The following is a 20,128-nucleotide window of genomic DNA, read 5'->3' on the forward strand; positions in this document are numbered from 1 at the left end:
CTCGCGAAACTCGGCCGTGTACTTCGGGGTTCGCTTCTTCGATTCCATAAGGGTCATCCTCTGAGAGTTTTACCCTCTCGGAAACCCGGGACGGTTCACTTCTTCATGACTTCGGCCCAGGTTCGCGCAGGCTCCGCAAGCATCTGATCGTCGAGGCTATCAAGATGCGGTTGCTGCGGGAGTGTAACGGGTGGCCGGCTGTTCGCGGGGCGCCGTCGCATTTCCGACGCATGCTGTCCGGCAACGGACCTGCGGCCGTCGAGATCGATCGGGTCATCGGTCATTGCGGAATCCCGCCGGCCCTACGGCGGACGGCGAACGATCCGCCCGTTACGGCTGTCATTCTCCGATGCCAGGGCGCGCGCTTCCGGAGTGTGGGTCGGCATCGCTTGCATGCCTCCCGCGACGGGGCTCTCCCGTCTTGGACGGGTGGTCTTGCTCTGCCTGCCTTTGGTCGGACTGGGGAGAGTAGAGGGCGCGAAGGTCCTGCTCGGCCACGCCGTCGGCCTGCATGACGAGTCGGATCATCGGATCGGCCAGCATCTCCTCGAGGAGGAAATCCGTCAGCGCCTTGCCGGTCAGCTTGTCCTTGGCAACCGCGTGCTCTAGTTCGGAGGCCGGCACGGTCAGCGTTCGGCTGAGTCCGGGATGCGAGGCGCGCGGATGCAGCCGGACGAGCACGGACGACGTCCATGTGCCCGATTCGATCCAGTCCACAGGTTCCAGCAGCTGGGTCTCGATCTCGTACTCGCCCGGCGGAAGGGTCTCGTTAAAGCTCGGAAGCTGAAACGGTCGCAGGAATACGGCGGTCGTCTTGATCGAATTGGTCATCTCGGTTCTCCAGAATGGTGACTTGGGATGCCATGACGGGAACACCGGCAGAGCGGCCGGCCTCGCGAGCCGACGACGAAGGAACACACCCGTCCTGCGATGGGGCGCTACCGGTTCAATTCCGAGACACAGGCGCCGTCCCGGCTGGGTCATGTCTTGCGTCCCACGTCCAGACGTCGAACTGCGTCAGGGTACTCGGCCCGAAAGTCTGGGCCAGCGGCACATCGGCTGCATCCCGGCCTCGGGCGATCAGGATCCGTCCCATGCGCCTCGAGTTGTTGCGCGGATCGAAAACCCACCAACCGCCATCGAGAAAGACCTCCATCGAGGCCGCGAAGTCGTCCGGGGCGTGGGGCTCGGGTTCGCCGAACTCGCTCAGGTAGCCGGTGCAATAGCGGGCGGGGATGTTCATGCAGCGGCACAAGGCGATCGCGAGATGGGCAAAGTCACGGCACACCCCCTGCCGCCCGACCAGCGTTTGAGAGGCCGTGCGCGTCGCGCTGGCCTCCATGTAGTCGAATGAGACCGCGGAGTGCACGAAATCGCAGATCGCCTGCACGCGCGCCCAGCCTGGCGATGTGGTCTCGAACCGGCGCCATGCCTCTTCCGACAGAAGATCCGTGTCGCGGTAGCGACTGCCGAGAAGATAGACCAGCGTCTCGAAGGGCAGATCCTGGACAGCCGATTGCGTGGCGTCGGGCGCGACCGTATCGGGCAATCCGCAATCGCGGAAGATTCCGGCGGTGGACAACGTGAAATCGCCGGCCGGCGCAACCATCCGCGTGCACCAGTTTCCGAACCCGTCACGATAGCTTTCGAGCGGCAAACTAGGCGAGGTCACCAGATAATCGGCGCGCTCCAGGTCGCCGAAGCGCGAGTAGTGCACGTTCAGCATGGCGATGAGTGGCGTCGGTTGCGTCAGCCGGTACTTCAGCCGGCACCCGATCCTCATCCGGATTCCGGGCGGGTCGCCGTGGTCCGATCGTGGCGCTCTATCGTCCAAGAACGCACGCCCCATCCGCGAGTTGAAAGCCGCGATCGCACCGCCAGGTGTTTCCGGATCGATCGAGATGCGCGTTTGCCGGAAGGTCGATCTCGACACAGGCGGTGTCGACGGTCTCAAATCCCCGCTCACAGCGCCATCCCGGCCCGTAGGGCGCCGTGTCCAGAAAGGCGTTCGCCGGAAGCGCGAAGGGATCGCAACGGCCATCGATCTCAACGAAGCCCCTCTCGCAAGCCCATTCGTCACCGTAGTCCGCATTGGTGAGATAGCCGTTCTCGGGAACGGCAATCGGAACGCAGGTGCCGGACCTGGCGGTGAAACCGCGTTCGCAGGTCCATCCGGAGCCCGAGGTATCGTCGGAAAGATAGGCGTTGTCTGGCAGCAAGATGGGAACGCAGGTCTCGCGATCTTGCCGGTACCCACGATCGCAGTGCCAGTCGTAGCCGGACGATCGCAGGAAGGCATTCTCGGGCACCGGGATCGCCTCACAGAACGTTCCTCCCGTTTCCTCGTACCCGCGACGACACGCCCAGCCCGAGCCGTAGGACCGGCCGGTTGCATAGGCATTCTCGGGGATCTCGAGAGCCAGGCATTCGGCGCCCTCCACCCGATAGCCGAGATCGCAGTCCCAGCCTCCACCATAGCTGCGCGACTGAGCGTTCTGTGGCAACGGCCCGGTGCCGTCCTGCGCAAGGACGGGGAAGGCCATGGACGCGATCACACCGGCAGCGACCGTTATCCTCGCGATCAGCCTTGCAAGCGGCCGCCTTGTTGGTACCTCTTCCTGCCTCATCGGCATTTCCTTTGCGGACCGGAGTCCGTCGGTCGCCGTCCGTGTCTTTGATAGCCCAAGCGTGAGCGTACCTGTGACCCTTCGGGTGGGCGCTAATGGTGGCGAGAAGCCGATGGAATCTGGTCCCGGCGGCATGCCTTCGTTCTCGGCTACCTGGATCGGGAAGTCCTGCGGGAGTGTTGGGCGGGTGCTATCGGTCATCGCAATGACAGCTTGTGCAAGGCCGCAGCCGCAAGCGCATTTTCCCTCTGATGGTAGTCGCCGCGAAACTTGCCGTCCACCCGCACCTCCCAGATGCCGTTTCTTTCGCGTACCTCGACACCACCGCGCTGCGCCGGCCAGTCCTTGTAAGACTCCTGCTTTCCTTCGCTTCTCGGCGGCACTGGTTGCTTGTCGGTCATGTCCGGCTCCTTCGATTTCGGCGCGCGCACTTCTCCGAGGAGCATCACGGCGCGAATGAATTCCTCCGCGTAATCGTCGGTTTCGCGGTGGTCGTGTTCATGCTTGACCATGCGCATTGGTTCCACAAACCGCTCTCGAAGGTGGTCGATGAACCGCGGCTCGGTGCGGGCCATGTACGCGATCAAGGCCTGCAAGACCCGTTCATGTGCCAGCACCCGCCGTTCGAGATCGGTCGTCTCTGCGGGTGTCGTGGAAAGATTTTCGACTGATGCCACTGATGTTCCTCCATCGCGACGAGGTGAGCGACCCTGGCCGTCGCAAGTTCGAATGCCGGCGGGCCAAAGTCAGTTGGTCATGATCCAGCTCGCAACCATCCATCTACCAGGCGGGCCGACATCGCGTGCTGCCGCAGGTTAGGGTCGTGAAAACTCAAACGGCTCGTCTCGCTCGAACGCGGCGGAAGCCGGCCTCGGCGGTTTGATCGCCATGAATGGTCTCGAGCCTTCCCTAAAAGCAATCCTTTGCCACGGGGCGGACGGGTGGGAGAAGGCGCGTACTGTGAACGTGATCGAAGGTCATTGTGCACCCTGCTTGCCGATCGCCCAGATTGTCACGAGCGCAGAGAGTGAAAGGAGAAGAATTGCGGCCGCCTCGATCAGAATGTTTTCCGGCGCCATTTCCTTGCCCTGCAGCACGACCAGACGACCGACCGCGGTGATGGCGATGAATATCGGATAGACAAAGACGGAGTTGCGCCGCGCATAGTAGACCGACACCATGCCAATCACCTCCAGATACAGGAACATCAGGAGGATATCGGCCAGCAGAATGGTTCCGAGCCGATAGATGGCCAGGATCTCGAAGACAACAGCGAGAAGTGTCATGGCCACAATAATCACAAGCAACAACCGCTCGATCATATGGAACAGACCGAGAGCAAATCGCCGTTCACCGCGCCCCGCCCCGGTATCTCCATGTCGGTCATCGGCCTTGTCCGTCTCCGCCAGGGATGGACTGTCGAGGTGGCCCTTACCCATGATGACGAACTCCAGCCATGAACCTACTGGCCGGGTTCGTCATCTGTCCGGGTAGCGATCGGCGCCGCGGCTTCTGTCTGGGGTCGGTCTTTGTGTGTTGACGCTATACCGCCATCGCCCGGGACCGCGGGAGGGTCGCCAACGGGGTCTGCCTCTACCTGCATTCCGCGAAGGAATCTGAACAGGTCGCTGTCCGTCGTCAGGACGAGCGTCGTGTCGTCGGAAATCATGTCGCCATAGGCCTGCATGGTGCGGGTGAAGTCGAAGAATTCGACCGAAACGGCATCGACATTGTAAGCGCCAGCATAGATGTCCGCCGCAGCTGCATCTGCGGCGCCGCGGATTTCCTCGACGGCGCGATAGGCTTCGGACTGGATCTTGTTGAGATCCCGCACCCTGTTGCCTTGAATACGGGCCGCTTCGCCGTTGCCTTCGGACAGGAAGCGTTCGGCGATCTGTCGCCGCTCCGAGATCATGCGGTCATAAATCTTGGGCCGCACGCTCTCGTTGTAGTTTATGCGCTTGAAACGAATGTCGAGAAGCTCGATCCCGAAGACCCGCACCTTCTCGGCCGCCGCCTCGAAGATCTGCTGCTCGACCAGCGCCCGCCCCTTGGTGATGGGCACCAGGGCGCCGATATCCTGCGCAAGCTCCTGATCCGTCAGAAGATTGTCGCGCAGTGGCGTCCGCCCCTTGGTCGTCCGAATGATCTCGATGAGTTCGTGCTTGGCGACGGCATTCCGCGTCTCGCTGCCAAGGATATCGTCAAGGCGCGACTGCGCGCTGCGCTCGTCGCGCAGGCGCAGGAAATATTGCAGCGGGTCGGTGATCTGCCACCGCGCGAATAGATCGACGGAGATGTAGAGCTTGTCCTTGGTCGGCATGTCCGAAGGCGAGCCGTCCCACTCCAGGACCCGGCGATCAATTCGGTTGACCTCCTGAACGAAGGGCAATTTCACCTTGAGGCCCGCCTCGGTGATGGGCGGGCCCACGGGCTTGCCGAACTGGGTGATGATGGCCTGCTCCACTTCGCCGACCGTATAGACGGCGGAGGACGCCGTGACGACGCCGGCCAGGGCGATCCCCGCGGCAATGAACGAAATGGTCTTCACGGGGTCTCTCCTGTTTGTCGATCAAGGTTCAACAGCGGCAGGATGCTCGCCGTGGACCCGTCGACGATGATCTTGGAGCCAATGCCCGGCAGAACATCCTGCAGGGTTTCAATATAGATCCGGCGCCGCGTCACCTCGGGAGCCTGACGATATTCCGTCAGCAGCGCCGTGAAGCGGGCGGCGTCGCCCTCAGCCTCGTTGATCCGCCGCAGGCGATAGCCATCGGCTTCGCGGATGCGCTGGTCCTTTTCACCCTCAGCCAGCGGAATAACCCGGTTGTAGGCGCGCCGCGCCTCGTTGATGATCCGCTCCTTTTCCTGCTGTGCCTGGTTGACCTCGTTGAACGATGCCTGAACGGGCTGGGGCGGATTGATGTTCTTGAGCTGTACCTGATCGATGCTGATGCCCATGGCGTATTTGGTCGCGAGCGCCTGCATCTTCACAAGCGCCTCGCTTTCGATCTCCTGGCGTCCGACGGTGATCACCTCGTCGACAGTGCGGTCCCCCACGACCTCGCGCATGACGGATTCCGACACGTAGCGCAGGGTCGCGCTCGGCTCGCGCACCTCGAACAGAAACTTGCGCGGTTCGGGAATGCGATACTGCACCACCCACTCCACAAGCGCCGCGTTGAGGTCACCCGTTACCATCTCAGTCTCAAGGCGGCCGTCGGTCGGGCTTTGATAGGGGTCTGTGGCGCCCGGCGTCGTGAAGCCGAACTCCTGCTTCAGCTGACGCTTGACCGGGACCAGCGTTGTCGCGTCGACCCCGAACGGGATCTTGAAGTGCAGCCCCGGAGGAACTTCGGCCGAGTACTTTCCGAACCGCTGGACGATCGCGACTGAGTCGCTGGGCACCGTGTACCAGGAGGACCAAGCCCCAAACGCCGCAAGCGCAATGACAGCCCCGATCGCCAGACGCCTCACCGGCGGTGGGCCGTCCGGCAAGATACCGTGCAGCCGATCCCGGCCCTTTCGAAGAATTGCGTCAACCTCAGGGGGCGCACGGGTCTGCCTGTTTTTCCATGGTCCACGGTCTCCAGATCCATTCTCATCAGACGGCATTGAAAGGTCCTCGCTTGGATTTTGCGTTTGGTATGTGTCGCGCGCGTTTCACGGCGTAACGCGTTTTGCGCCATCACTCGGTCGGCTCTGACCGGGATGCCCTCAGAGGTCGAGTTCCTTCAGGCAGGCTTGCGCTATGTCTCGGTCCGGGGCATCGGTTCCCGGCATGGTCGCCCAGCCGGCTGTCATGAGCGCGTCGCGCCGCTGGTAGGTCGAAGCGGCACGGATCGCTTCCATCTTGTCCGCCCGTGCCGGGTCGGAGCGCGCCATGTCGAGGCAGACCGGCACCATGGAAGCGACGACATTGTCTCGGGACATCGCCATCGCCCTGTCGTTCGAGGTGCCACCGGTCACCCAGCCGCCCCATGTAAATCCGACAACGCCGACGAAGACAGCGCCGATCACGGCACCGTAGATGCCGGGCTTGAGCCATTCGGGAGTGTTCATGTTCTATCCTCCTGCGGGGAAAGCGCCGCTTCGCTGTGAGTGTTTGTCTCGGTCGTGGCCGCGTCCCGTCGCAGCGCCTCCTCGAGGTCGCTGTCCGAGATCGCGTGCGACTCGCTCCGTCCGGCATGGCTGCCCCTGCCACGCACCGTCAGGCTGGTCGCCGTGCGTCTCCAGCCCTCGAAGCTGAGCCCCTGCAGGAGTTCTTCCTCGACGACGACCTCGTAGGTGCCGGCGGGCAGTTCGCCCGGGTAACCCGAGAGGGCGAACGGGGCGGAGAAGGTGACCGTCGATCTGGTCGAGCGCGTGGTCATGCGGGGCCTCCAGGATGTTGGCAGAGCCGTCGTTCATCGCCATGACCGGGACGCCGTTTTGGCGCCGGGATGGTCGAACGGATGGCCTCTTGTAGGCGAGAGCCGCTCGACGGGTGCTGACGCAGGTTAGTCCGGGGCCAGCGCGCGCTCTGCGTCGGCGCGCGGGGGTGGCGAACGGCCGGGCTGACCTGTGTAAGGGCGCGTGGGCCGACGCGTGCGTAGAATGGCTGAAATGGCTGCACGAATGCGTCTGCGTTCGTTGTGCCGTGAACGGCGAGCCGGTCGCCCCCCTTCCATCGAGGAGCACGATCACGATGTCCGAACCACTTGTTCTCAACCCCCACCCCCCCGAACTCGAGCCTTTCCTTTACGCGTTCGTCGGCGAGGACCCCCGCGGAAGCCCGGTTACGGTTCTCTCGGCACTTGCGCGATTGAACCTCGACCCCTGGGCGGAGGCGGCAGACCTCGCCGCGCTTGGCCGGGAGGCGGCGGCGACCCGTTTCGGCGCGCTGCTGTCGCGCGTGCGCGACGTGCCGGCTCTCGAAAAGGCGCATGGCCCGGTGGGGCGGGAACTGGCTCATCTTCTTCCCGACCGCTCGGCGCGTCCCGGCAGGGCCGGTCCTGCGTCGGCAACGGGGGCTCCGCTTGCGCCGGGTTTGGTCTGGGCGATCGCTGCCGCACTTCTTCTCGCGGCGCAGATGTTCTTCGGCGGATCGTCGGGGACAGGCGAATGACACCCGCAGCGCCCGCCACGCCCGATGGAAAGACGGCGCCGGAGGATGCCGCTACCCTCTGGGATCTCGAGGAACGGTTCTGGACCGGCGGTGCCGACAGCGCGCGCCGGATGACAGCGCGGGGCGCGGTCTTCGTCTTTCCCTATCCTGCCGGCATCCTTCAGGGCGATGCGATCTGGCGCGAGAAGGACGTCGCCCAGCGGTGGCGCTCCGTCGAGATGAGCGAGCGCTACCTCGCGCGTGAAGGCGAGATTGCCGCTCTCGCCTATCGCGTGTCCGCCGAGCGGGCGGGCGAGCCCATCCACGAGGCGGTCTGCACCTCGACCTATCTGAGGGACGACGGCAAGTGGCTGCGCCTGACCCACCAGCAGACGCCGGCCCGGTAGGCTGGCAAGCGCCGCGGCCGGCACGCCCCCCCCTATCGCAGCGGAGCGCCCCACGCTGCCCGGGCTCGACTCGATCCTCACACCCGGCCGACGGCTTCGCCGAAGATCGCCCGCCTGGTTTCTGCGAGGCCGGGTGATCGGCGACACTGGGACGGTCTCAGCCACTGAAGCCGATATCGCCGACCCCGCCGAGAAGCCCGAAGCCGCGCAGCAGCCAGAGGACGATCAGGATCACCACCGCCAAGTTCAGGATCTGCTTTATCCTGCGGTCCATCGGGACATAGGTGTTGATCGCCCACAGCCCGACGCCGACGACGACAAGGGTGACGACCAGATTGATGAGAGACATTGACTTGGTTTCCCTGTGAGTGGGTCATGCTGGGCCGATGGCGGCCCGGCGAGCTGGGTCGGCGGCTCAGACCTATGCCCGGGCTCCGCAACACGGATCAGACGCGGGCAAAGCTGCGCAGCAGCAGTGCGCCGCCGACCACGACGCCAATTACGCCGCCGATCAGGTACCACATGGTGTTGCCGGTGAAGCGACCGGTCAGAGCCTCGGACACCTGGTCGACGGGCGCGTTGGAGGCCCGCCAGGCGAAGAAGAGCAGCGCGATACCGACCGCCGAGGCGACGACGCCGATGATGTTCGAAAGTGACATGATGTGGACCCCGTTGATTTCGCCGGCCGATGCCGCCCGGCCCTGGCCCGCGTCGCGCCGCCGGTCTGGAGCGCGGCACGCCGGACCTGAGCCATGAGCCTCGCAGAACCGGGGGCGGCTGCACTTACCTGGATCAGCCTCGCCAGGGGCCGACGCCCCCGAGAGGAAACGCGAGGACGGCTAACCTCGATCAGTGCCGCCCGACCCAGGGTGCGTCAGCGTGAGACTGACAGGCGCCCGTCCCAAGCCCACGATGGCAGGACCGCGTCAGAGCCCGACATGCCCTTCGTGCGGGGCGCGCAAGCGTCGCGTCCTTCGGGTTTCGATCAGGGAATGCGCCGATGTTGGACGACCAGATCGCGATCGCCGATACCCTGGCATCCCTCAAGGCTGCCTGCGACGCGGCGCCGGAAGGGGCCTGGAAACACGCCGCGCTCAAGTATTATCGGGCCGCGGAAAGGGCCCATGTCGCCCGCAACACGGCGCTCACGATCATCGAGATCGAAGCGGCGGCTGCGGCGCTTGGCAACCTCGCATCGCTGCCCCAGCTTCGGCGGGACCAACCCGGAGGTGACACGCGCGCGGCTATTTCAGCAGCGGCCCGCTGTGATCGAGATATTCCGGATCGAACCCCGCCAAGTCCGTCAGTCGGTCGAGGTCGCGGAATGTGACATGGCCGTCGCGGACGGTCACCAGCCCCGCCTCGCGCAACTGCCGCAGAACGCGGTTGACATGAACGGCGCTCAGCCCGAGCGCATCGGCCAGATGATATTGCGTCAACGGGCAGGCGAAGCCGGTCCTGTCGCCGAGACCCACAAGAGCCAGCCGCGACCCCAGTTCCAGCAGGAAATGCGCCATGCGGGCGTCCGCGTCGCGCCGCCCGATGCTGACGAGATGCTCGACCACCATCGCCTCGTCCCGTGACGCTGCCCAGAGGATGGCCGTCGCCAGGCGAGGCGTCTCGGCGAGCGCTTCGAGAAGGTCGCTCGCCATCACTTCGGCAGCCTCGATGTCACCGACGGGCTCGAAGCTGTGGTCCGAGGTGCGCAGGAGAACGCTGCGCAACCCGAGAAAATCTCCAGGGATCTGAAAATCGACGATCTGGCGCGTCCCGTCGGCCTGGATCTTGTAAGAGCAGACCCACCCCGCCGAGAGGATGAAGGCCGCCTGCCCGGACTGCCCCTGATGCACCATGTCCCGCCCGGCGGCGAAGGTCCGGCGGCGCTGGTGCAGCCGCTCTAGCACGGCAAGCTCGACCTCCGACAGGGCGACGAAGGTCGAGAGCTTGCGGGTGAGCGGGCTGTTCAACGTGCTGTTCATCGACCCTGTGACGCGTTGGCGGTCCTCAATGGTTTCAGTACTCGAAATTTCTGGCGCGATGACTGCTGTGGATCAGTCCATCATAGCACATTTTCTGCGACAACCGTGACATCAATCAGGCTTTGATCGGCCCGACGGCCGTTCTGCTCCACGGATCAAGGATTCTCCAAGATGCCCGACCAGACAGATCATGCCGGCATGGCGGCCCTCTCGATCTGCGAGGCGCTGCTGCTTGCCATGAACGATCGTGAGCTGCTGCCCGAGCACGAGATCATGGGGGTGCTCCGCGATGCCGCGGCGACCCACGAGAACACCACAGGCACGGACGCCGAAATGGAGTCGCACCGGGCCGTGGCCAGCATCATCAACCGAATCATCGCTGGCGGCAACTCCGTTCGCAGACCGCCGGAATGACAGGCTCGACCAGAGAGGAGACGACGCACACCATGACATGCGCGACCAGACCAGCTGACACCCCGGCCGCCGGTCGGCCCGACAATCAGGACATGCCGGCTGACGCGGGAAACCATGTCGCCACGCCGCAATCCGGTGCACAGGCCCGGCAGCCCGCTGCGGACAACGACGAGTCCGGGCAGGCACAGACACGCCGGGGCGAGACGCCCGCGTCCTGCGCCGACCCGGCCGCCGGCGGGCAAGGCCCTCAGGGCGACACCGCGTTGCGGCCCTCTGACTGGACCCGGACACTGGCAGCCTACCGCCAGCCCATCCCCTCCCGTAGCGTCTTCGAGCTGACCGTCACGCTGGTGCCCTTCGTCGCGATCTGGGGGGTGGCGTGGTGGCTGGTCTCTATCAGTGCGTTGTTGGCCATGGCCCTTGCGCTGGCGAACGCGGCCTTCCTCGTCCGCCTGTTTATCATCCAGCACGATTGCGGGCACGGCTCGCTGTTCCGCGACCGGCGCTTGTGCGACTGGATCGGCCGCGGGCTCGGCGTGCTGACGCTAACGCCCTACGACGTCTGGCGCAAGACGCACGCGATCCACCATTCCACGACTGGCAACCTCGATCGACGCGGTGTCGGAGACGTCCCGACCCTGACGGTCAGGGAGTATCGCGAAAAGGGGTGGCTCGGCCGGGCGCTTTATCGGCTTGTTCGCCATCCGGTTTTCATGTTCGGGGTGGTGCCGTTCTACACCTTCTTCCTGCAGAACCGGCTGCCCGTCCACCTGATGCGCGCAGGCTGGCGCTACTGGCTGAGCGCGATGGGCACGAATGCCGCCATCGGCGCCATCCTCGCCGTCATCGTCTGGCTGGGCGGCTGGGATGTCCTGCTGTTCGTGTTCCTGCCCACGATGCTGCTGGCCGCGATGTCGGGCATGTGGTTCTTCTACGTTCAGCACCAGTTCGAGGAGACCAGCTGGGAGCACGAGGAGGACTGGAATATACAGGAGGCGGCCCTGCACGGCAGTTCGCATTACGACCTTCCCGGCATCCTGCGCTGGATCACGGGCAATATCGGCGTCCACCATGTGCACCACCTCGCCAGCCGGATCCCGTTCTACCGTCTTGGCGAGGTGGTCAGGGACCACGACCTGCTGGCGCGCTCCAAGCGCATCACGCTCATGCAAAGCTTTCGCTGCGCGCGGCTGCACCTGTGGGACGAGACGCGCGGCAGGCTCCTGTCCTTCGCCGAGGCCCGGGCAGTTTCCGCCTGAGCCGTGTGCGGTTTTGCCGATCCGCGCCGGGATCGACATTGTGGCCGGCAACGATGTGGTGCTGATTTGGTGCTGCGAAAGGCTGATGCAGGTAAGTGCCCGCTTTGAGCAATCGGCGTAATGCGGGTGGCAGAGCCCGCGGCGGTCGCCGCGGGCGTCTCGGCACAAGGAGAACCCGACATGACGACGCCCAGGCTCAGCTCGCTCACACTCCTAGCGGCGACCCTGTCCGCATCTTTCGCGCTCCAGGCCTGCAACACCGTGGACGGGCTCGGGGAAGACGTGTCCGCCGGCGCGGATGCCGTGTCGGATTCGGCCACAGACAACAAGGGGTATTGAGAATGAATATCGACCAATTCAAAGCACCGGACAACCGGATGAATGGCGCAACGATGCGCATTTTCGGCAACCTGGATGACGGGCAAGTGGACCAGGCAGGACCCGGCCTTTCCACGCGCAAGATCAACCACGACCTGCGCAACATCCTGACGTGCGCGCAGCTTCTGTCGGACCGGCTGGCGCAGGTCGATGACCCGACAGTGCGGCGGCTGGAACCGAAGTTGACCGCGTCGCTGGACCGGGCCATCACTCTGTGCACGACATCGCGCAAAGATGACAAGGCGGCGAAGGGGCGGCCGCAACGGCAGCGGCTCGCCCTTGCGCCGCTGGTGAACGAGGTCGCGAACACGCTCGGTCTCGACCGCGCGGAGATAAGCTGGATCAATAACGTCGCGACCGCCGTCGAGATCGACGCTGATCCGGACGATCTGTTCCGCACGCTCCTGAATCTGTGCGGAAACGCCATTCTGGCACTGGAGGGGCCGGACTTTCGATACAAGGAGATCCGTGTCGATGCCCGGCGCAGTGGGTCCGGCTGCACCATCGACGTGCGCGACACAGGCCTTGGCGTGCCGGAGGATGCGCTGAAGCATCTGTTCCTGTCGTCCCAGGGGTCCACCCGTCCGGACGGCTCCGGCTCCGGCCTCGGACTTGCGATCGCGGCCGATCTGGTCCGCGCCCATGGCGGTGACATCTGTCTCGTCCACGGCCTCGCCGAAGGCGCGTGCTTCCGCGTCACGATCCCCGACAGCCTCGCAGAGCCCGAGGCGGATGCGATGAGCGAAACGCGCACCGCGGTAGGGGCGAGATGACGGAGCGCGCGTGACGGGCACGGGTCTGAGGCCAGGTCCCGCGCCGCCCACCAGAGCCCGCCGGACCGAGAGCCAGTTCCCGCGTTTCCAGGTCAGCGGATGACCGACATCACCGGAATGGGCGTCCGGCGCGGCCGCGCCCGGCTGCACCACGTGGCGCATATCGACGCGCTGGTCGCGGACCTGCCGGTGCGCAGTTTTGTCGCCGGGGGCCAGCGCATCATCGCCGCCATGGCGCTGCCCCGCGGGCGCGTCGTCGAGGACCAGCTCGCCCGAGCGGGCGGCCAGCGCCTCCGGAACCGGAAAAGGTCAACTCCATGACGCAGAAAACGAAACTCGTGAACCTCGCGCTTCAGGGCGGCGGCGCGCATGGCGCCTTCACCTGGGGTGTTCTCGACCGCCTCCTCGAGGATGGACGCCTGCGCATCGCCGGGATCTCGGGCACGTCTGCGGGGGCGATGAACGCGGTGGCGCTGGCCGACGGCTTCACCCGTGAGGGCCCCGAGGGCGCACGCGCGGCGCTCGATCGCTTCTGGCGCGCAATGAGCGAAGGCGCGAAGCACAGTCCCCTGAAACGCACACCCTATGACGTGCTGACGGGCAATTGGGGTCTGCAGAACAACCCCATGTACCACGCCATGGACGCGCTGTCGCGGATCGCCTCGCCTTATCAACTCAATCCGATGAACAGCAATCCGTTGCGCGACCTGGTCGAGAAGAGCATTGATTTCGAAACCGTGCGCAAATGCACCGCGTTCAAGCTCTACATCTCGGCCACCAATGTGGAAACCGGCAAGGTCGAGGTCTTCCCGCGCGAGGGGCTCACCGCCGACATGGTGATGGCCTCGGCCTGTCTGCCGCACCTCTACCAGGCGGTCGAGATCGACGGCATCCCCTACTGGGACGGCGGATACATGGGCAACCCGTCGCTGTTTCCGTTCCATGGCGAGACTGGCACCGACGACATCGTCGTGATCCAGGTCAACCCGATCGAGCGCAAGGGCGCGCCCAAGACCCCGATGGACATCCAGAACCGCCTGAACGAGATCAGCTTCAACGGCAGTCTGCTCAAGGAGTTGCGCGCGATAGACTTCGTCGACCGGCTGATCCGCCAGGGCAAGCTCTCGGCCGACGATTACCGTCAGGTGCGCGTGCATGTCGTCGAGAACCAGGCGGAGCTCAAGCCGCTCGGCGCCTCCTCGAAAATGAACGTGGAATGGGACTTCCTGAGCATGCTGCGCGACATGGGCCGCGAGACCGCCACGCACTGGCTTGACGCGAGTTTCACCGATATCGGTGAACGCTCGACCGTCGATCTGCGCGCGATGTTCGAGGGGATCGGGGCCCGGCACCAGGGATAGCGGCAGAAAGAAATGGTGGTCACAGTTGACGAAGGGTGCTGTTTCGCCGCCCTCGAACGCTGCATGCGCCAAGACGCACTTCGCGCCGTCCTCCGGTCTCTGGGTTGCCATGGCGCACCTCTCTCAGCCGACCTTGCAGCCCCAGAAGGACGTGTGATCGGCGGCGAAGTAGCCGTCCGCGGCACGGAATTTGCCCTGCAGCTCGACGGTGTCACCGGCGGTGAGCGCGACCATCGTGTGCAGCCAGAGCGCCGTCGCCTCGCGGCCGTAGCCCAGCAGCTCGGAGTCGAGCAGCGGCTGTTCGGCGGCGACGGTCAGCCCCGGCGCGAATGGCATGCGGACGAAGCCGCTGGCGGGCGGCGTGCCGTAGGCGGTCTCGAAGCCGAGCGCCAGCCGCGCCCGCGCCCCAAGGGATCGTGCCATGATGCTCTCCTGTCGCAAAAAGAAGCGGCCCGCGGAGCGGATCCGCGGGCCGGTGGGTCAGTGATCGGGTGCCGGAGGTCGTCTGCGCTGAGCTCAGCTCAGCGGGTCGTTCGTCGTGTAGTGCAGCACCACCGCGATGGTGGCCGCCTTCAGGCTCGCCGCGCCCTCTACGGCCAGATCGACCGGCCGCGGCGCTTCCGCCTCGACCCAGTCGCAGAGCCCGCCCAGCGTCCGGTCGGCCGCGAGCGCCACGCCGATGCTCGCGCAGAGCGCATCGAAGGCATCGTCACGGTCGGCGCCCTGCACGACCGCCTCGATCTCGGCGCGGTGCCGGTAGTGGTAGGCGAGCGGCGACAACGTCACCTCCGGCTCCCCCGGCTCGCCATCGCGCAGGATCAGCAAGCCGTCGGTCGGCACGCGCTCTGGCAGCACGTCGCCGCGGAGCGCGGTCGCGGGCAGCGCCAAGAGCCGCGCGTGTAGCGCGATGAGGATGGTTTCGCGTGGAGTGGGCATTGCGAGTGGCTTCGAATCCTCGCCCACGCTATCGACGCGCAAGCATTCCTACTGATCACGCAGATGAACTTGCGCTCGATCAGCCATCTTCATAGTTTTTCATGTTAGGTGATCAGACACACAGGAGAACCGACATGCAGTTCCAACTGAATACCGACGCCAATATCGAGGGCGACGACCGCCTCGCCGAGGTCGCCGAGCAAACGGTCGCTTCGGCGCTCGGACATCTGACAGACCGGCTGTCGCGAATCGAGGTGCACCTGGCAGATGTGAACGCCGCCAAGGGCGGGACCGATGACATTCGCTGCACCATCGAGGCGAGGCCCGAGGGGATGCAGCCGCAGACGGTCACCCATCATGACGCGACTGTCGAAGCGGCCCTGCGCGGCGAAGCAAGGAAGATCCGGTCGCTCCTCGACAGCGAATTCGGCAAGCTCGGTCGCCACTGAGCCGGAGCACCTTTGGCGCGTCTTGCGTCGACGACCATACGCAGCGCCTACAGCCTCCCCTCCACCCAGTTCGCCACGATCAGCCCCGGCACGCTGTCAAGCGCCCGCTCGGCGTCACGGTCCAGATCGAGCCGCTTCGGTAGCTTCACTTGCGGGACCAGCAGGAAGATGGGCGCGTTCTTCGCTGCCAACACTACCCCGGAGCGTTTGCGGACGCTCGAACCCTGGTTGCGGCCGGTCTTCGCCCGCGACGCCACCGCCTGGCCGCGGGCGTTGATGCGAGCCCGGTCGGCAACGAGCAGGCTTGGGCCGCGGCGACGGTAGACGAAGCGCAGGCGCAGACCCCGACGGCGCTCCCATTCACCGGGCGTGAGTTTGGCGCCCCGGAGGCCGCGGCCGGCGGCCTCGGTGGGGATCGCCAGCCAAAACCCGTCCTTCGAGCGGATGAGCGGGCCGGTGTCGTGCGCGCCGACGATGACCGGGGCCTTCGACCAGACCAGCGCCGCCGCGTTCAGGCTCTCGCCGGCCTTGGGATAGGTCTGGCTCCGGATCGAGTTCGCGAGCCGCCGGCCGAGCCCGGCACCTGTAATCTGGCCGCGCCAAGCGGTCTTCAGCCCGGTGCCGGCCTCGCGCATGGCGGCGGTCACCGCCTTCTCGCCGGCCGTCACCTCGGCCGCCATGGCGGCGACGAGGTCGGGCGTGATGTCGAGTTTCAGCTTCACCGCGGTCAGGCGGGGCGCAGGTCCACGGTCCAGACGAGCCGCTCGCGGTCGCGGACGGGCTCGCCCTGGATGAGGAAGGCCTCGCCATCGATCTCGATGCGGTCGCCGGGCCGCGGGTTCGCAACATCGGCGATGCGCAGATCCAGCCGTGTGGTTTCCGACCAGATGCGCGCGTCGCCGAAGCCGGTGACGTCGTCGGGCCGCCGAAGTATCGCGCGCACGAGCGAGGGCGCGCCGCCCTCGGCGGTGTAGACGACGTCGCGCGCGAGATGCGCGTCGGCGAAGAGCGCGTCGAGGGCGGATGCGAACGCGCTGGTCATGGCTATACTGCTCCCATGAAACAGGAATCGAATTCAGAACGCCCGACGAGGATCCGAGCCGTTCAGGCGCTATCAGAGGCGTTCATGCGCCAGCACCCGGACACGTCCCTCGACCCGAAGGGATATGCTGCAGATTTCCGCGACACCCTTCTCCCGCAGGTCTCGGCGGAGGATTTCGAAGCAGACGTGTCCTCGGGCGATGGCAACGAGCTGGAGAGCAAGTTCAGGGCGGCCCATTCTTCATCAGGGCTGGCAGTCAACTGCTTCGCGCCGTTTCGGAGCCGGATCGCCGACCTCGCCATGCCGATGGGTGCCGGTTTCGACGATCTTCGCTTCGAACGGAAATGCCCCACCGGACTCCGCGGTGGCCGTGCTCCCAACCTCGACGTCGTGCTTACGGGCCCCAGCGGCGTGGTCGGGATCGAGTCCAAGCTGACCGAACACCTGTCGGCTCACCGGGCCGAATTCTCGCCCGCCTACGAGGAGCAGATCAGGGACGGGCGGCGCGACCAGGGATACTTTCGGGAGATGCTGCGCCTCCGGGATAACCCGGACCAGTACACCTGGCTCGACGCGGCACAGCTTATAAAGCATGCGTTCGGACTGGCACGCACCTTCCCCAACCGTCCCGTGACGCTGCTTTATCTGTTCTGGGAGCCGGCAAACCCGAATGCCGGTCCGGAGTTCGCAGCCCATCGCGACGAGATAGAGGAGTTCAAAGCACGCGTCGCCGGATCGTCACCGGCCTTCGAGGCGATGAGCTACCCAGAGCTATGGCAATCCTGGCGCGGCATTCCTTCGACACCCCGATGGCTCCATGATCATCTCGACAACCTCCAGGGACGGTATCTGGTCAGCATCTGAGCGATTCAGAAGCTGCCGTTCAGGCGCACCTGGCCGATGGTGTCGCCCGCGCCGCCCGCGACCGCTTCGATGGCCACGCCGATGAGGGTGTTGTCGGTCGCGACCGTGGTGCAGCGCTTGTTGGTGTCGTCCCAATAGACCTTGGCGCCGACGGTCCAGGCCTGCGAGCCGGTCTTTGTGAGGTCGAAGACGCCCGTGAGCGCCGCCTCGACGGCGACACCGCTGGCGGCATCGCCGGCCGCCACGCCGAAAATCGAGCCCACGAGCAGCCCGTCGCCGGAAGTCACGGCATAGGGCGCGGTCAGGGTAAGCGTGTTGCCGGGCTGGACATAGTTCTTCATCGCGGGGTCCTCTTGGATACGACGACGGGCGGCCCATCGGGACCGCCCGTTCGTCAGGGATCAGGGTTCAGGGGATGGCCCGGCTCACGCACCGGGGTTCTTGTAGAGGCCGCGCCAGTCGATGGCCTTGGCGCCGAAGTCGAGGCGGCACTTGATCTCGACGCCGTCGACGTCGAAGCCGTTGCGCGTCTCGATGTAGGCGCCCTGCTGGCCCTCGAGATAGGCGTACTCGATGGTGTCGATTTGGTTCGGGCTGGCGGCCAGATACCAAGCCGTCTCGCTTGCCGCGTCCAGCCGCGGCTCGGCGATGGGCGCGAGCGTCCGGATTGATTGCGGTACGACGCTTCCGCTCTGGGCGGGCACGAGGTTCTGGGCGACCAGCTGCTCGGCCTTCAGCTCCAGCGACGCAGGCACGATCAGGAAGGCGGGACGGACGTTGAGAACCGTCTTCTTGTCGAGCCCGGTCTGCTTGCGCATCGCCGCGCGCGCCGCGCCCACGCTGTCGACCGCGAGCGCGGCACCCGTGCCGGCGAGGTTCTTGTGGGTGCCATGGAACAGCGCCGTGCCGTCGGCCATGGCCGGGTTGGTCGTCACGATATCCCAGACCACATCGCTCTCGAGCTGGGCGATCGAGTTGCCGTACATCGCCGGGATCCGGGTAAAGGCGTCGAGATCGTCGTTGATCAGCACCTGCCGGGTGATGGCAACCACGCGGCCGTAGGTCTCGATGCGGTAGCTCTCCTTGCTCTCGCCGAGCGTGCCACGCTTGAACTCGCCGCTCTCGCCGACCTTCAGAAGCTGGGGCGCTTCACCCAGCTGGACGCGGTGCATCGCCTTGAAGTCGGTGGCGAGCACCTGCCGGCAGAAGAGCGGGAAGGTCCGGGGATAGGCCTCGTAGGCCTGACGCAGCGTCTTGTTGGTCACCGCAGAGAGGATCTCGGGGAAGTCCGAGGTCGAGTGCACGGCACGGGTCGCCACCTCGTCACGCGAAAGGCCGCGGGTGCTGGCGCCCGCCGTCTCGAGGCTTTCGCGGGCGAGTTCCATCAGCGTCATGCCGCGGTATTCGCGCGCGGCGTCCTCCAGCGGGAAGAGCGTGGGGCTGTAGCGGTGCAGCAGCGCGCTGGAGATCGCCTCGCGCCGCGTGACCGTCGCATCGCGGCCGCCGAGCGGGACCGAGACATGGGAAAAGGTCCGCGTCTCGTCGGACTTTGCGGCAACCTGATCGAGGATCAGACGGCAGGCCTCGTCGATGGAGACGCCGCGCTTGATCAGGTCGTCGGCGAAGCCGCGCTCGAGGTGGAGCTTGTCGGAGAGGCCGTGGATCGTGGACACACGCTCGCGCTCCTGCGCGCGGGCCTCGGTCACCAGTGCGTCGGTATCGACGCTGCGGGTCCGGTCCCCGGGCGCCGGATCGGGCGCGGGTTTCGGCTCGCTGCGGGCGGCCGTGCCCTGCGGCTGCTGACGGGTCTCGGCGGACTTCGTCTCTGTATCCTTCTCCGCGGGCGCGTCGGTCGCGTCGCGGGTGGTCTCGTCGTTCTGATTGGTGTCGTGCATCACATTGGTCCTCTGCTGAGTTTGGTCTGCGGCGCTGCGATGCAGGACGCAGTCGTTGACCGGTTCCTTCGCCCGGAAGCCGGCAGCCGCATCCGCGCCGACCGGCACGGCGGAAATCTCGAAGGGGGTCCAGTCAACCGCACGCCAGAGCTCCCGCGCGCCCTCGGGCTTCGAGATCTCGAAGCGGTGGACCTGGTAGCCGATGGAGACCGCGCGGATGTGCCCGGCCTCGATGTCGCGCCAGATGTCGCCGACCGCATCGCGCTCGGAAATGCGGATGCGGGCGATGCCCTGTCCGTTCTCGATGCGCGCCGAGCCGGGCTCGACCGAGCCGATCACCGCGTCGAGGTCGCGCGCCTCGTGCACCTTCAGGAACGGCGCGCCGGCGTTCAGCCGGTCGAGGCGCACATGATCCGGGTCGAGGCTCAGTTCCTCGTCGTAGGGCTCGCCGAACAGCGTCATGCGCCGGATCCGCGCGCCGGCCGACCAGATCACCTCGACGGTGCGGGCCTCCGGATCGGCCGTGTTCGGCGCAAGCTCCGCCGACCGGCGAAGCGCGGTGAACCGTCCCGGGTTTCCGAGAGGGTAAAACTCTCAGAGGATGACCCTTATGGAATCGAAGAAGCGAACCCCGAAGTACACGGCCGAGTTTCGCGAG

Annotated in this window: 28 protein-coding genes and 1 pseudogene; 10 read left to right on the forward strand and 19 right to left on the reverse strand. The window is 65.7% G+C overall.

Going from position 1 to position 20,128, the window contains the following annotated elements:
- Positions 1-95: 95 nt before the first annotated feature.
- From ACH107_RS19045 to ACH107_RS19090, 10 genes are all read right to left on the reverse strand, one after another.
- Positions 96-284, reverse strand: coding sequence for a hypothetical protein (locus ACH107_RS19045; RefSeq protein ID WP_412507161.1), 189 nt, complete (start codon positions 282-284; stop codon positions 96-98).
- A gap of 55 nt (positions 285-339) precedes the next feature.
- Positions 340-831: a hypothetical protein gene (locus tag ACH107_RS19050; protein ID WP_412507162.1), complete on the reverse strand. Its 492-nt coding sequence runs from the start codon at positions 829-831 to the stop codon at positions 340-342.
- Between the two features lie 115 nt (positions 832-946).
- A complete protein-coding gene (locus ACH107_RS19055; protein WP_412507187.1) occupies positions 947-1,789 on the reverse strand; it encodes a transglutaminase-like domain-containing protein in 843 nt (280 codons plus the stop codon).
- A gap of 34 nt (positions 1,790-1,823) precedes the next feature.
- The gene (locus ACH107_RS19060; protein ID WP_412507163.1) at positions 1,824-2,627 is read right to left on the reverse strand and encodes a hypothetical protein; all 804 of its coding nucleotides are present in this window, start codon (positions 2,625-2,627) and stop codon (positions 1,824-1,826) included.
- Positions 2,628-2,824: 197 nt separating this feature from the next.
- Complete coding sequence (locus tag ACH107_RS19065) at positions 2,825-3,304, reverse strand: hypothetical protein (RefSeq protein WP_412507164.1); 480 nt, start codon at positions 3,302-3,304, stop codon at positions 2,825-2,827.
- Positions 3,305-3,604: 300 nt separating this feature from the next.
- On the reverse strand, positions 3,605-4,066 hold the full coding sequence (locus ACH107_RS19070; protein ID WP_412507165.1) for a phosphate-starvation-inducible PsiE family protein: 462 nt from the start codon (positions 4,064-4,066) through the stop codon (positions 3,605-3,607).
- A gap of 23 nt (positions 4,067-4,089) precedes the next feature.
- A complete protein-coding gene (hflC, locus tag ACH107_RS19075) occupies positions 4,090-5,178 on the reverse strand; it encodes a protease modulator HflC (RefSeq protein WP_412507166.1) in 1,089 nt (362 codons plus the stop codon).
- Positions 5,175-6,242 carry an FtsH protease activity modulator HflK gene (gene hflK, locus ACH107_RS19080; protein WP_412507167.1) on the reverse strand — a complete coding sequence of 356 codons (1,068 nt, stop codon included), beginning with the start codon at positions 6,240-6,242 and terminating at the stop codon, positions 5,175-5,177. Before hflK ends, hflC begins: the two co-directional genes overlap by 4 nt.
- 102 nt (positions 6,243-6,344) lie before the next feature.
- The gene (locus ACH107_RS19085; protein WP_412507168.1) at positions 6,345-6,689 is read right to left on the reverse strand and encodes a hypothetical protein; all 345 of its coding nucleotides are present in this window, start codon (positions 6,687-6,689) and stop codon (positions 6,345-6,347) included.
- The gene (locus ACH107_RS19090) at positions 6,686-7,000 is read right to left on the reverse strand and encodes a hypothetical protein (RefSeq protein ID WP_412507169.1); all 315 of its coding nucleotides are present in this window, start codon (positions 6,998-7,000) and stop codon (positions 6,686-6,688) included. Before ACH107_RS19090 ends, ACH107_RS19085 begins: the two co-directional genes overlap by 4 nt.
- Positions 7,001-7,314: 314 nt before the next feature.
- On the opposite strand from ACH107_RS19090, the gene ACH107_RS19095 reads away from it, so the two are divergent.
- The gene (locus ACH107_RS19095) at positions 7,315-7,734 is read left to right on the forward strand and encodes a hypothetical protein (protein ID WP_412507170.1); all 420 of its coding nucleotides are present in this window, start codon (positions 7,315-7,317) and stop codon (positions 7,732-7,734) included.
- Entirely contained in the window at positions 7,731-8,120 is a 390-nt protein-coding gene (locus ACH107_RS19100) for a hypothetical protein (RefSeq protein ID WP_412507171.1), read from the forward strand. The genes ACH107_RS19095 and ACH107_RS19100 overlap by 4 nt, the downstream gene beginning before the upstream one ends.
- A gap of 157 nt (positions 8,121-8,277) precedes the next feature.
- Here ACH107_RS19100 and ACH107_RS19105 read toward each other — a convergent pair whose 3' ends face one another.
- From ACH107_RS19105 to ACH107_RS19115, 3 genes are all read right to left on the reverse strand, one after another.
- Positions 8,278-8,469, reverse strand: a complete 192-nt coding sequence (locus tag ACH107_RS19105) for a Thivi_2564 family membrane protein (RefSeq protein ID WP_412507172.1) — start codon at positions 8,467-8,469, stop codon at positions 8,278-8,280.
- Between the two features lie 97 nt (positions 8,470-8,566).
- Positions 8,567-8,779 (reverse strand): DUF3185 family protein, encoded by a 213-nt coding sequence (locus ACH107_RS19110; RefSeq protein WP_412507173.1) that lies wholly within the window; start codon positions 8,777-8,779, stop codon positions 8,567-8,569.
- A gap of 585 nt (positions 8,780-9,364) precedes the next feature.
- Complete coding sequence (locus ACH107_RS19115) at positions 9,365-10,099, reverse strand: Crp/Fnr family transcriptional regulator (RefSeq protein ID WP_412507174.1); 735 nt, start codon at positions 10,097-10,099, stop codon at positions 9,365-9,367.
- Between the two features lie 171 nt (positions 10,100-10,270).
- Between ACH107_RS19115 and ACH107_RS19120 the strand changes: the two genes are divergently transcribed.
- From ACH107_RS19120 to ACH107_RS19145, 6 genes are all read left to right on the forward strand, one after another.
- Complete coding sequence (locus tag ACH107_RS19120; RefSeq protein ID WP_412507175.1) at positions 10,271-10,513, forward strand: hypothetical protein; 243 nt, start codon at positions 10,271-10,273, stop codon at positions 10,511-10,513.
- 32 nt (positions 10,514-10,545) lie between these two features.
- Positions 10,546-11,772, forward strand: a complete 1,227-nt coding sequence (locus ACH107_RS19125) for a fatty acid desaturase (RefSeq protein ID WP_412507176.1) — start codon at positions 10,546-10,548, stop codon at positions 11,770-11,772.
- A 180-nt stretch (positions 11,773-11,952) separates the two neighbouring features.
- Positions 11,953-12,111, forward strand: coding sequence for a hypothetical protein (locus ACH107_RS19130; RefSeq protein WP_412507177.1), 159 nt, complete (start codon positions 11,953-11,955; stop codon positions 12,109-12,111).
- A 53-nt stretch (positions 12,112-12,164) separates the two neighbouring features.
- On the forward strand, positions 12,165-12,923 hold the full coding sequence (locus ACH107_RS19135; protein ID WP_412507178.1) for a sensor histidine kinase: 759 nt from the start codon (positions 12,165-12,167) through the stop codon (positions 12,921-12,923).
- 99 nt (positions 12,924-13,022) lie between these two features.
- A complete protein-coding gene (locus tag ACH107_RS19140; RefSeq protein WP_397542031.1) occupies positions 13,023-13,244 on the forward strand; it encodes a hypothetical protein in 222 nt (73 codons plus the stop codon).
- Positions 13,241-14,284, forward strand: coding sequence for a patatin-like phospholipase family protein (locus ACH107_RS19145; RefSeq protein ID WP_412507179.1), 1,044 nt, complete (start codon positions 13,241-13,243; stop codon positions 14,282-14,284). The genes ACH107_RS19140 and ACH107_RS19145 overlap by 4 nt, the downstream gene beginning before the upstream one ends.
- 249 nt (positions 14,285-14,533) lie before the next feature.
- Here ACH107_RS19145 and ACH107_RS19150 read toward each other — a convergent pair.
- Positions 14,534-14,707 (reverse strand): annotated as a pseudogene (locus ACH107_RS19150) (phage tail tube protein); the annotation flags it as partial.
- Between the two features lie 93 nt (positions 14,708-14,800).
- Positions 14,801-15,220: an acyl-CoA transferase gene (locus ACH107_RS19155; protein ID WP_412507180.1), complete on the reverse strand. Its 420-nt coding sequence runs from the start codon at positions 15,218-15,220 to the stop codon at positions 14,801-14,803.
- A gap of 134 nt (positions 15,221-15,354) precedes the next feature.
- Between ACH107_RS19155 and ACH107_RS19160 the strand changes: the two genes are divergently transcribed.
- Positions 15,355-15,669, forward strand: a complete 315-nt coding sequence (locus tag ACH107_RS19160) for an HPF/RaiA family ribosome-associated protein (RefSeq protein WP_412507181.1) — start codon at positions 15,355-15,357, stop codon at positions 15,667-15,669.
- 47 nt (positions 15,670-15,716) lie between these two features.
- On the opposite strand, the gene ACH107_RS19165 is transcribed toward ACH107_RS19160, so the two are convergent.
- Positions 15,717-16,391 (reverse strand): DUF6441 family protein, encoded by a 675-nt coding sequence (locus ACH107_RS19165; RefSeq protein ID WP_412507182.1) that lies wholly within the window; start codon positions 16,389-16,391, stop codon positions 15,717-15,719.
- Between the two features lie 5 nt (positions 16,392-16,396).
- Complete coding sequence (locus ACH107_RS19170) at positions 16,397-16,711, reverse strand: hypothetical protein (RefSeq protein WP_412507183.1); 315 nt, start codon at positions 16,709-16,711, stop codon at positions 16,397-16,399.
- Between the two features lie 84 nt (positions 16,712-16,795).
- On the opposite strand from ACH107_RS19170, the gene ACH107_RS19175 reads away from it, so the two are divergent.
- Positions 16,796-17,575, forward strand: coding sequence for a PGN_0703 family putative restriction endonuclease (locus ACH107_RS19175; protein ID WP_412507184.1), 780 nt, complete (start codon positions 16,796-16,798; stop codon positions 17,573-17,575).
- A gap of 5 nt (positions 17,576-17,580) precedes the next feature.
- Here ACH107_RS19175 and ACH107_RS19180 read toward each other — a convergent pair whose 3' ends face one another.
- Both ACH107_RS19180 and ACH107_RS19185 read right to left on the reverse strand, forming a co-directional pair.
- Positions 17,581-17,916, reverse strand: coding sequence for a DUF2190 family protein (locus ACH107_RS19180; RefSeq protein WP_412507185.1), 336 nt, complete (start codon positions 17,914-17,916; stop codon positions 17,581-17,583).
- 84 nt (positions 17,917-18,000) lie between these two features.
- Positions 18,001-19,932, reverse strand: coding sequence for a prohead protease/major capsid protein fusion protein (locus tag ACH107_RS19185; RefSeq protein ID WP_412507186.1), 1,932 nt, complete (start codon positions 19,930-19,932; stop codon positions 18,001-18,003).
- Positions 19,933-20,128 lie beyond the last annotated feature (196 nt).

This window comes from Roseovarius halophilus (ex Wu et al. 2025), assembly GCF_047086965.1.

Bases quoted from the DNA above. Each gene is read 5' to 3' on its own strand.
- ACH107_RS19175 (WP_412507184.1), top strand. From the start codon at position 16,796: ATGCGCCAGCACCCGGACACGTCCCTCGACCCGAAGGGATATGCTGCA.
- hflK (WP_412507167.1), bottom strand. From the start codon at position 6,242: ATGCCGTCTGATGAGAATGGATCTGGAGACCGTGGACCATGGAAAAAC.
- ACH107_RS19070 (WP_412507165.1), bottom strand. From the start codon at position 4,066: ATGGGTAAGGGCCACCTCGACAGTCCATCCCTGGCGGAGACGGACAAG.
- ACH107_RS19105 (WP_412507172.1), bottom strand. From the start codon at position 8,469: ATGTCTCTCATCAATCTGGTCGTCACCCTTGTCGTCGTCGGCGTCGGG.
- ACH107_RS19140 (WP_397542031.1), top strand. From the start codon at position 13,023: ATGACCGACATCACCGGAATGGGCGTCCGGCGCGGCCGCGCCCGGCTG.
- ACH107_RS19050 (WP_412507162.1), bottom strand. From the start codon at position 831: ATGACCAATTCGATCAAGACGACCGCCGTATTCCTGCGACCGTTTCAG.
- ACH107_RS19045 (WP_412507161.1), bottom strand. From the start codon at position 284: ATGACCGATGACCCGATCGATCTCGACGGCCGCAGGTCCGTTGCCGGA.
- ACH107_RS19100 (WP_412507171.1), top strand. From the start codon at position 7,731: ATGACACCCGCAGCGCCCGCCACGCCCGATGGAAAGACGGCGCCGGAG.
- ACH107_RS19180 (WP_412507185.1), bottom strand. From the start codon at position 17,916: ATGAAGAACTATGTCCAGCCCGGCAACACGCTTACCCTGACCGCGCCC.
- ACH107_RS19135 (WP_412507178.1), top strand. From the start codon at position 12,165: ATGCGCATTTTCGGCAACCTGGATGACGGGCAAGTGGACCAGGCAGGA.
- ACH107_RS19110 (WP_412507173.1), bottom strand. From the start codon at position 8,779: ATGTCACTTTCGAACATCATCGGCGTCGTCGCCTCGGCGGTCGGTATC.
- ACH107_RS19115 (WP_412507174.1), bottom strand. From the start codon at position 10,099: ATGAACAGCACGTTGAACAGCCCGCTCACCCGCAAGCTCTCGACCTTC.
- ACH107_RS19120 (WP_412507175.1), top strand. From the start codon at position 10,271: ATGCCCGACCAGACAGATCATGCCGGCATGGCGGCCCTCTCGATCTGC.
- ACH107_RS19130 (WP_412507177.1), top strand. From the start codon at position 11,953: ATGACGACGCCCAGGCTCAGCTCGCTCACACTCCTAGCGGCGACCCTG.
- ACH107_RS19085 (WP_412507168.1), bottom strand. From the start codon at position 6,689: ATGAACACTCCCGAATGGCTCAAGCCCGGCATCTACGGTGCCGTGATC.
- ACH107_RS19090 (WP_412507169.1), bottom strand. From the start codon at position 7,000: ATGACCACGCGCTCGACCAGATCGACGGTCACCTTCTCCGCCCCGTTC.
- ACH107_RS19155 (WP_412507180.1), bottom strand. From the start codon at position 15,220: ATGCCCACTCCACGCGAAACCATCCTCATCGCGCTACACGCGCGGCTC.
- ACH107_RS19125 (WP_412507176.1), top strand. From the start codon at position 10,546: ATGACATGCGCGACCAGACCAGCTGACACCCCGGCCGCCGGTCGGCCC.
- ACH107_RS19185 (WP_412507186.1), bottom strand. From the start codon at position 19,932: ATGACGCTGTTCGGCGAGCCCTACGACGAGGAACTGAGCCTCGACCCG.
- ACH107_RS19060 (WP_412507163.1), bottom strand. From the start codon at position 2,627: ATGAGGCAGGAAGAGGTACCAACAAGGCGGCCGCTTGCAAGGCTGATC.
- ACH107_RS19170 (WP_412507183.1), bottom strand. From the start codon at position 16,711: ATGACCAGCGCGTTCGCATCCGCCCTCGACGCGCTCTTCGCCGACGCG.
- ACH107_RS19145 (WP_412507179.1), top strand. From the start codon at position 13,241: ATGACGCAGAAAACGAAACTCGTGAACCTCGCGCTTCAGGGCGGCGGC.
- ACH107_RS19160 (WP_412507181.1), top strand. From the start codon at position 15,355: ATGCAGTTCCAACTGAATACCGACGCCAATATCGAGGGCGACGACCGC.
- ACH107_RS19095 (WP_412507170.1), top strand. From the start codon at position 7,315: ATGTCCGAACCACTTGTTCTCAACCCCCACCCCCCCGAACTCGAGCCT.